The organism is Variovorax sp. 01T439_2 (assembly GCF_056398445.1).
In genome coordinates this window covers 1-7,828 of the sequence record NZ_JBFTPJ010000178.1, presented here as the reverse complement: position 1 = coordinate 7,828, position 7,828 = coordinate 1, and the positions used below count along the sequence as shown (strand labels likewise).

Below are 7,828 nucleotides of genomic sequence, written 5' to 3'. Positions count from 1 at the left end.
GCCTGTACCTGTTCGGCGCGCTCGCCGTGGTGCTGCTGGGCGCGGGCCGCTTCAGCCTGGGCGGCCTGCGCGGCCGCTGGAACTGAGCCGGCTCATCAGTCGCCCCTGACCTGCGAAACCATCGCCTCGAGCCGGGCGACGTCGGCCACCCGCAAAGCCTTGCCGTCCTTCTGAAGCACACCACTGCGCGCCAGCACGTTGAGCTCGCGGGTCACCTGCTCGCGGTTGGTGCTGATCTGGCTCGCCAGCGCCGCGTGCCTGGGCGCCGGTTCCAGCCGCGCCTGGTTGTGCGCCACACCCGCGGCCCGCGCAAGGCGCAGCAGCTCGGCATGCAGCCGGTTCTGGACCCCCAGCGTGCTCAGGTCGATCACGCGCTCCGACAGCTGGCGCACCAATGACGCCAGCCGCTGCATCACGCGCTCGGCCACCAGCGGCTCCTCGCGCAGCAGGCTCAGGAAGGCGGCGCGGTCGAGGCTGGCCAGCACGCTCGGCAGCAGCGTGACCACGTCGGCCGAACGCGGCCCGCCGTCGATGGCGGCAATGTCGCCGAAATGCTCGCCGGCCTCCGAATCCCTGAAGGTCACCTGCCGCCCGTTGGCCGCATAGGTGGTCACGCGGACCCGGCCCGAGACCAGCAGGAACACCTCGCCCTGCTGCTGTTCGGCACGCAGCAGCAGGGGTTTGCCGGCCTCGACGCTGTGCCACAGGCATTGCTGCGCGAGCAGGTCGAGCCGCTGGTCTGGCAAGCCTTCGAACAGCGCGATGCGGCGCAGCGCGAGGCTGGAACGGGGGGTGATTGGAGTGAGGGCCATGCCGGTGAAGAGGGGCGCGCGCATTATGCTCGGGTGCCCTTCGAAGCCATTCATGGACAGACGCTCCCCACCCATCGCCCGGCTGCCGAAACCGCCAACCCGGCGCAACCTCCGATGGACGAGCGGACTGGTGCTGATGGCCTATGTCACGGCGCACCTGCTGAACCATTCGCTGGGCATCGCCTCCTTTGCGGCGGCCGAGGCGGTGCTGCGCAATGTGCAGCTTTTCTGGCACAGCCTGCCGGGCACGCTGCTGCTGTACGGCGCGGCCGGCGCGCACCTGGTGCTGGCGGTGGCCGCGCTCTGGGAGCGCCGCACGCTGCGCATGCCGCCGCTCGAGGGCTTGCGCGTGCTGCTGGGTTTTGCGCTGCCGCTGCTGCTGGCCACCCACCTGACCGCGATGCGCGGCGCCTACCTCGCCTACGGCATCGAGGGCTCCTATGTGCGCGTGGTCGCCGGCCTGTGGAGCCTGCCGGGTGCCGGCGCGCAGTTCACGATGCTGCTTGCCGCCTGGACCCACGGCTGCCTCGGCATCCACTTTGCGCTGCGGGCGCGGCCGGCCTACCGCCGCTTTTCCTATCTGCTGCTGGCCATTGCCGTGGTGCTGCCGCTCGCGGCGATGATGGGTTTCGTCTCGATGGGGCGAGAGTTCCAGTGGACCGGCGTGCCGCCTGCGGTGCTGCCAACCCCGGCCGAGGGCCGTGCGCTCGACACGGCGGAAGGCCGCATCAAGCTCTTCTATGCGCTGGGCCTGGCCGCCCTGCTGGCGGCCTATGCGGCGCGCAACTGGTTCGCGCGCCACGCGCGCGGGGCGTCGATCGCGCTGCGCTACCCCGGCCGCACGGTGCACGTGCCGCGCGGCTGGAGCGTGCTGGAAGCGAGCCGCTCGCACGGCATCGCCCATCTCTCGGTGTGTGGCGGCCGGGCGCGCTGCTCGACCTGCCGCGTGCGCGTGCTCGGCCCCGCACAGCACACGGACCCGCCCGACCGCGACGAGCAGCGAACGCTCGACCGCGTGCGCGCCCCGGGCGGCGTGCGGCTGGCCTGCCAGCTGCGCCCGCGAGGCGACATCGAGGTCATCCCGCTGTTCGCACCGGCAAGCCACGGAAGGCAGCCGGCGCCGGCCAGCAGCTTCGGCCGCGAGCGCGACGTGGCCATCCTGTTCGTGGACCTGCGGCGCTGGTCGGGCTTGTCGGAAGGGCAATGGCCCTTCGACCTGGCCTATGTGCTCGACCGCTACTTCGCCACCGTGGGCGCCGCGGTGCGCGAATGCGGCGGCGTGCCGAACCAGTTCATCGGCGACAGCGTGATGGCGATCTTCGGGCTCGACACYGACCTGCCCACCGCCTGCCGGCAGGCGCTGCGCGCGACCGAACTCATCGGCCAGCGCATGGATGCGTGGAGCGAGGGCTTCGAAGCCCAGTTCGGCCACCAGCTGGACTTTGGCATGGGCCTGCACGCCGGACGCGCGGCCGTGGGCGAGGTGGGCTACCTCGACACCACCACCTTCACCGCGATCGGCGAGGTGGTCAACACCGCGAGCCGGCTGCAGGACCACGCCAAGACGGCCGCATCGCGCCTGGTGGTCTCGGTGTTTGCCGCGCAGCAGGCCGGCTTCGCGCATGCGGGAGGGCAGGTCGAAATGCTGGCCGTGCGCGGCCGCTCCGAGCCGATTGCGGTGATCTGCTGCGACTAGCAGCCGCTGATTAACGCGCTGCGCTTCAGGCCGGCGCCACCGTCACGGTGGCCGCGCCCGGCGATTGCGCGATGGCATAGCACACCGGCAGGAAGCGCTCGATCACCGCGCAGTTGGTGCGCGTGTGCTCGGTCACTTCGCTGCAGGTGAAGGCGCCGCCGCGGCCGCTCTGCCATGCCGCCAGGCCCAGCAGCAGGGCCAGCTGATCGGCCAGGTGCGGGCCCACGGCGGCCTGGCTTTTCTGGAATTCGCGCAGCTCCTTCACCAGGCCGTGCGCCACCTGCTCGGCGCTCAGCGACTTTTCGCCGAAAGCCGTGAAGACCTCGGTGACATGCTCGTACGCCAGCGTGGCAAGCAGCGCGTTGCCGGGGCCCTCGTTCTGGCGCGCCGCTGCGGTGCGCAGCTGCTCGCCGGACCAGCCCATGGCCTTGCCCAGCGTCTCCAGTTCGCGCACGGCAATATGGCGCGCAAGCCCCGGCGCCAGGCACTCCGCATGGCTCGACAGCAGCGCGCCGCGGCCCATCAGATCGAAGGGCCGCAGCCCATCGGCCGCCGGCACGATGGCCGCTTCGACCTCCCCGCCGCCGGCCGGATAGAAGCCGCAGCGGCGCAGCACCAGCTGCAGGTCCGCGCCCAGGCGGCGCACCAGCGGTGCGAAGGCGCGCTCCAGGAAGTGGAAAGGCGGCGCCATCGGGTTGTGCGTGCCGCCGCTCAGATGCAGATGGCTCGGCGCACCGGCCAGCAGCAGCGGCGGCAGCACCGTCTGCAACACCAGCATGCAGCTGCCCGCGCTGGCAATCGCGAAGCGGTAGTCGCCCGCGCGCACCGGCCCCGGCACGAAGCGCAGCGACTGCGATCCGAGCTCGGCCCCTTCGACCTGCGCGCCGCTGATCTGTGCCGCTGCATTCACGCAGGCCAGGTGCTGGCGCATCAGGCCCGGCTTGGCGCGGCCTGCGCGAATCTTCTCGATGGCCACTGGCTGGCCCGTGGCCACCGAAAGCGCCAGGCTGGTGCGCAGGATCTGCCCGCCGCCCTCGCCTTGCGAACCGTCGAGTTCGATCATGGGCGGCCTCCTTGCTGCGCGGCGACCACGGCCGCGCCGGAGCGCGAAAGCGCGCGCCTTGCGAGCCGGCAGGCACGGCAGCGCACCGCCGTGCTGTTGATGTTGCCCAGCGCCACCTCGTACCACCACTTCTGCTGCTTGGCCGTCCACACTTCGTCGGCGCCGCAGTCGCGGCAGGTGAAGGCCTTGTCCACGTAGAACGTGGGCAAGGGTCCGTAGGTATTGTTGTGCGCGGCCAGCAGCGCCGTATCGGCGACCACCAGGCCGGCACCGCTCACGGGCCGCGCGCCGGCGGGCAGCCGCTGCTCGGCCAACCTGCGCGCGGCGCGTTCGAGCCGATGTGCCTTGATTTCGGCGCGGCGTTGCTTGTTGCTTTTCATGGGTTATCCCTTCACGCACACCACCTGCTTGAGCGTGTAGACCACCTCCACCAGGTCCTTCTGCGCCTCCATCACCGCGTCGATGTCCTTGTAGGCCATCGGGATCTCGTCGATCACATCGGCGTCCTTGCGGCATTCCACGCCTTCGGTCGCGGCGATCTGGTCGGCGATGGTGAAGAGCTTCTTCGCCTTGGTGCGGCTCATCTTTCGACCGGCGCCGTGGCTGCAGCTCATGAAGCTCTCGGGGTTGCCCTTGCCGCGCACGATGTAGCTCTTGGCGCCCATGCTGCCGGGAATGATCCCGAGCTCGCCGGCCTTGGCGCTCACCGCGCCCTTGCGCGTGACGAGCACGTCCTCGCCGAAGTGCGTCTCGCGGCTGACGTAGTTGTGGTGGCAGTTCACCGCTTCCACATGCGCCTCGAAAGGCTTGGCGATCACCTTGCGCGCGGCCGCGACCACGCCCTGCATCATCACCTCGCGGTTGGCGCGCGCGAACTTCTGGGCCCAGCCCACCGCGCGCACGTAGTCGCCGAAGTACTTGGCGCCTTCCTCGAAGTACGCCAGGTCCTGGTCGGGCAGGTTGCGCTGGTGCAGTTCGGCGTCCTTCTTCGCAAGCTCGATGAAGTGCGTACCGATGGCATTGCCCACGCCACGCGAACCCGAATGCAGCATGAACCACACGGCGCCCGCTTCGTCGAGGCAGACCTCGATGAAGTGGTTGCCGGTACCCAGCGTTCCCAGGTGCTTGTGGTTGTTGGTGTTCCTGATGCGCGGGTAGTCCTCGCAGATCAGGTCGAACTCATCCACCAGCTTGGCCCAGGCGGCATCGGTCTCGTCGGGCGGCGTTTCCCACGATCCCTTGTCGCGGCCCATGCGCTTGGGGTTGCTTCCGTGCGGCACGGCCTTTTCGATGGCCGAGCGCAGCGGACCCAGGTTGTCGGGCAGGTCGCGCGCGTTGAGCGTGGTCTTGCAAGCCATCATTCCGCAGCCGATGTCCACGCCCACCGCGGCCGGGATGATGGCCTTGAAGGTCGGGATCACCGAACCCACGGTGGCGCCGATGCCGTAGTGCACGTCGGGCATGGCCGCGATGTGCTTGAACACGATGGGCAGGCGCGCCGCGTTCTCGAGCTGCTTCTGCGCCTCGTCTTCCACGGGCACGCCGTTCGTCCACATCTTCACGGGGACGCCGTTGGCGACTTCGTGCAGTTTGTAGTTGTTTGCCATCTTTTTGCCCTCTGATCATCAAATTGTCCGGCGGGGAGGATGCCGATGCACCCTCCCCCGACTCACGCCACAACGGCGCTTGGGACCTCTCCTTGCGAAGAGCGTGCCAATATGGCCCGCGTGCCGCGACTTTCTTCAAGTCGTTGATGTCATTGGATTTTTTCGATATTTCGCGTGAGAAATGATTCTGCTGTCTCTTCATGAAACTAGAATATTGGCTAGTAATTTAGCTTCATCGAATGGAACCCATCGTCGTCATCGGCTTCCTCGGCACCCAGCTCGACGCCGGCCAAGGCGCGGGCCGCTGGAACAAGTGGCGCCCGACGGTCTCGCTCGCGCAGCACGACGACATGGTCGTCTCGCGCATGGAGCTGCTCTACACGCTCAAGCACAAGGCGCTGGCCGAGGTGGTGAAGGCCGACATCGCCGCCGTGTCGCCCGAGACCACGGTCAACCTCGTGCCCTTCGACCTCGCGGACCCGTGGGACTTCGGCGAGGTCTACACGCGCCTGTACGACTGGGCGCGCGCCTATCACTTCGACACCGAGCGCGAGCAGTACTGGACGCACATCACCACCGGCACGCACGTGGCGCAGATCTGTATGTTCCTGCTGTCGGAATCGCGCGTGGTGCCGGGCGTGCTCGCGCAGACTTCGCCGCCCCGGAAGCAGCGTGAAGGCGAGGCCGGCAAATGCACGCTGATCGACCTCGACCTGTCGCGCTACGACGTGATCGCGCGGCGCTTCGACGCGGAGCAGCGCGACGCGGTCGCGTTCCTCAAGAGCGGCATCGCCACACGCAATGCGCGCTTCAACGCGCTGATCGACGAGATCGAGCGCGTGGCCGTGCGTTCGCGCGCGCCGATCCTGCTGGTGGGGCCGACGGGCGCGGGCAAGTCCTTCCTCGCGCGGCGCATGTTCGAGCTGAAGCAGGCGCGCCACCAGATGAGCGGGCCGTTCGTCGAAGTGAACTGCGCCACGCTGCGCGGCGATGGCGCGGCCTCCACGCTGTTCGGCCACAGGAAGGGCTCCTTCACCGGCGCGGCAAGCGACCGGGCCGGGCTGCTGCGCACGGCGAACCAGGGCGCGCTGTTCCTCGACGAGATCGGCGAACTCGGGCTCGATGAGCAGGCGATGCTGCTCAAGGCCATCGAGGAGAAGCGCTTCTTCCCGGTGGGCGCCGACAAGGAAGTGGAGAGCGACTTCCAGCTGATCGCCGGCACCAACCGCGACCTGCGCAGCGACGTGGCGCAGGGCCGCTTTCGCGAAGACCTGTTCGCGCGCATCAACCTCTGGACCTACGACCTGCCCGGCCTCGCGCAGCGGCCCGAGGACATCGAGCCCAACATCGACCACCTGCTGGCCATCCATGCGGCCGAGAACCACCGCGTGGTGCGCTTCAACGCCGAGGCGCGCGCAGCCTACCTGCGCTTCGCGCAGAGCGGCGAGGCGCTGTGGTGCGGCAACTTCCGCGACCTCTCGGCCAGCGTGACGCGGCTGGCCACGCTCGCGGACGGCGGGCGCATTCCGGTGGCGCTGGTCGAGGCGGAGATCGAGCGGCTGCGCTGGCTCTGGAACCGCGAGGGCCCGGCCAGGCGAAGCGCAGGCGCTGCCGACATCGACCTCGGCAGCCTGCTCGGCGATGACCGCGCGGCCGCGCTCGACCTGTTCGACCGGCTGCAGCTCGAAGCGGTGGTGCGCGTGTGCCGCGACTCGCGCAGCCTGTCGGATGCGGGGCGGCAGCTCTTCCAGGCCTCGCGCGCGCAGCGCAGCGTGGTGAACGATGCCGACCGGCTGCGCAAGTACCTGGCCAAGCACGGGCTCGAATGGAGCCGCATCGCGGCGGGCTGAGCTATCCTCCCGGCGCCCCGCAGCCTCCACGCCGACATGAAACATTTCGACCAACCCGCCACCCGCGAGCCGCTGGACTTTGCGCGGCTCGTGCCTGCGCTGCGCGCAGCCTTCGCGGCCGAGGCGCAGGTGCCGCCGCGCCATGTGCACGCCATCGAGACCGCCGGCGCCGACAAGGGCACCGTGCTCATCATGCCGGCGTGGAGCGACGCGGGCTTTCTGGGCATCAAGACCATCAACATCTTTCCGGGCAACAGCGCGCGCGGCCTGCCCGGCCTGCATGCGACCTATGTGCTGTACGACGCGCGCACCGGCGTGCCGCTGGCCATGATGGACGGCAACGAGCTCACCGCGCGCCGCACGGCCGCCGCATCGGCGCTGGGTGCCTCGTTCCTGGCGCGCGCCGATGCGCGCCGCCTGCTGGTGCTGGGCACCGGCCGCGTCGCGCGGCTGCTGCCCGCCGCGCATGCGAGCGTGCGGCCCATCGACGAGGTGCTCGTGTGGAACCACCGGCCCGAAGGCGCCCAGGCCCTGGCCGCGCAATGGCGCGCCGAAGGGTTCAACGCCCGGGCCGCCACCGGGCTCGAAGCGGCCGTGCGCCAGGCCGACATCGTGAGCTGCGCCACGCTGGCCACCGCGCCGCTGGTGCGCGGCGAGTGGCTGGCGCCGGGCTCGCACCTGGACCTGATCGGCAGCTTCACGCCCGCCATGCGCGAGGCCGACGTGCGCTGCTTCGAGGGTGCGCGCACCTTCGTCGACACCACCGAGGCGCTGCAGAAGGCCGGCGAGCTGCTCGACGC

The 7,828-nt window shown here is 69.7% G+C and carries 7 protein-coding genes; 3 read left to right on the top strand and 4 right to left on the bottom strand.

Features of this window, described 5'->3' with window-relative positions:
* Window positions 1–95 precede the first annotated feature (95 nt).
* Window positions 96–836 (bottom strand): Crp/Fnr family transcriptional regulator, encoded by a 741-nt coding sequence (locus tag AC1DOC_RS10975; RefSeq protein ID WP_436036883.1) that lies wholly within the window; start codon window positions 834–836, stop codon window positions 96–98.
* Between the two features lie 28 nt (window positions 837–864).
* On the opposite strand from AC1DOC_RS10975, the gene AC1DOC_RS10970 reads away from it, so the two are divergent.
* Entirely contained in the window at window positions 865–2,508 is a 1,644-nt protein-coding gene (locus AC1DOC_RS10970) for an adenylate/guanylate cyclase domain-containing protein (protein ID WP_436311600.1), read from the top strand.
* A 25-nt stretch (window positions 2,509–2,533) separates the two neighbouring features.
* Here AC1DOC_RS10970 and rtcA read toward each other — a convergent pair whose 3' ends face one another.
* From rtcA to AC1DOC_RS10955, 3 genes are read right to left on the bottom strand one after another with little or no spacing between them, the layout of a single operon-like run.
* The gene (gene rtcA, locus AC1DOC_RS10965) at window positions 2,534–3,571 is read right to left on the bottom strand and encodes an RNA 3'-terminal phosphate cyclase (RefSeq protein WP_436311601.1); all 1,038 of its coding nucleotides are present in this window, start codon (window positions 3,569–3,571) and stop codon (window positions 2,534–2,536) included.
* Window positions 3,568–3,951: a zinc-ribbon domain containing protein gene (locus AC1DOC_RS10960; protein ID WP_015867190.1), complete on the bottom strand. Its 384-nt coding sequence runs from the start codon at window positions 3,949–3,951 to the stop codon at window positions 3,568–3,570. Before AC1DOC_RS10960 ends, rtcA begins: the two co-directional genes overlap by 4 nt.
* 3 nt (window positions 3,952–3,954) lie before the next feature.
* Complete coding sequence (locus tag AC1DOC_RS10955; protein WP_436311602.1) at window positions 3,955–5,178, bottom strand: RtcB family protein; 1,224 nt, start codon at window positions 5,176–5,178, stop codon at window positions 3,955–3,957.
* 239 nt (window positions 5,179–5,417) lie between these two features.
* On the opposite strand from AC1DOC_RS10955, the gene rtcR reads away from it, so the two are divergent.
* A complete protein-coding gene (gene rtcR / locus AC1DOC_RS10950) occupies window positions 5,418–7,028 on the top strand; it encodes an RNA repair transcriptional activator RtcR (protein WP_478079693.1) in 1,611 nt (536 codons plus the stop codon).
* 36 nt (window positions 7,029–7,064) lie between these two features.
* Window positions 7,065–7,828 (top strand): bifunctional Delta(1)-pyrroline-2-carboxylate/Delta(1)-piperideine-2-carboxylate reductase (gene lhpI, locus AC1DOC_RS10945; RefSeq protein WP_478129792.1); only part of this gene is annotated, 764 nt, incomplete at its 3' end.

Excerpts from the sequence above, each read along its gene's own strand:
- AC1DOC_RS10975 (WP_436036883.1), bottom strand. The coding sequence starts at position 836 with ATGCGCGCGCCCCTCTTCACCGGCATGGCCCTCACTCCAATCACCCCC.
- rtcA (WP_436311601.1), bottom strand. The coding sequence starts at position 3,571 with ATGATCGAACTCGACGGTTCGCAAGGCGAGGGCGGCGGGCAGATCCTG.
- AC1DOC_RS10960 (WP_015867190.1), bottom strand. The coding sequence starts at position 3,951 with ATGAAAAGCAACAAGCAACGCCGCGCCGAAATCAAGGCACATCGGCTC.
- AC1DOC_RS10955 (WP_436311602.1), bottom strand. The coding sequence starts at position 5,178 with ATGGCAAACAACTACAAACTGCACGAAGTCGCCAACGGCGTCCCCGTG.
- rtcR (WP_478079693.1), top strand. The coding sequence starts at position 5,418 with ATGGAACCCATCGTCGTCATCGGCTTCCTCGGCACCCAGCTCGACGCC.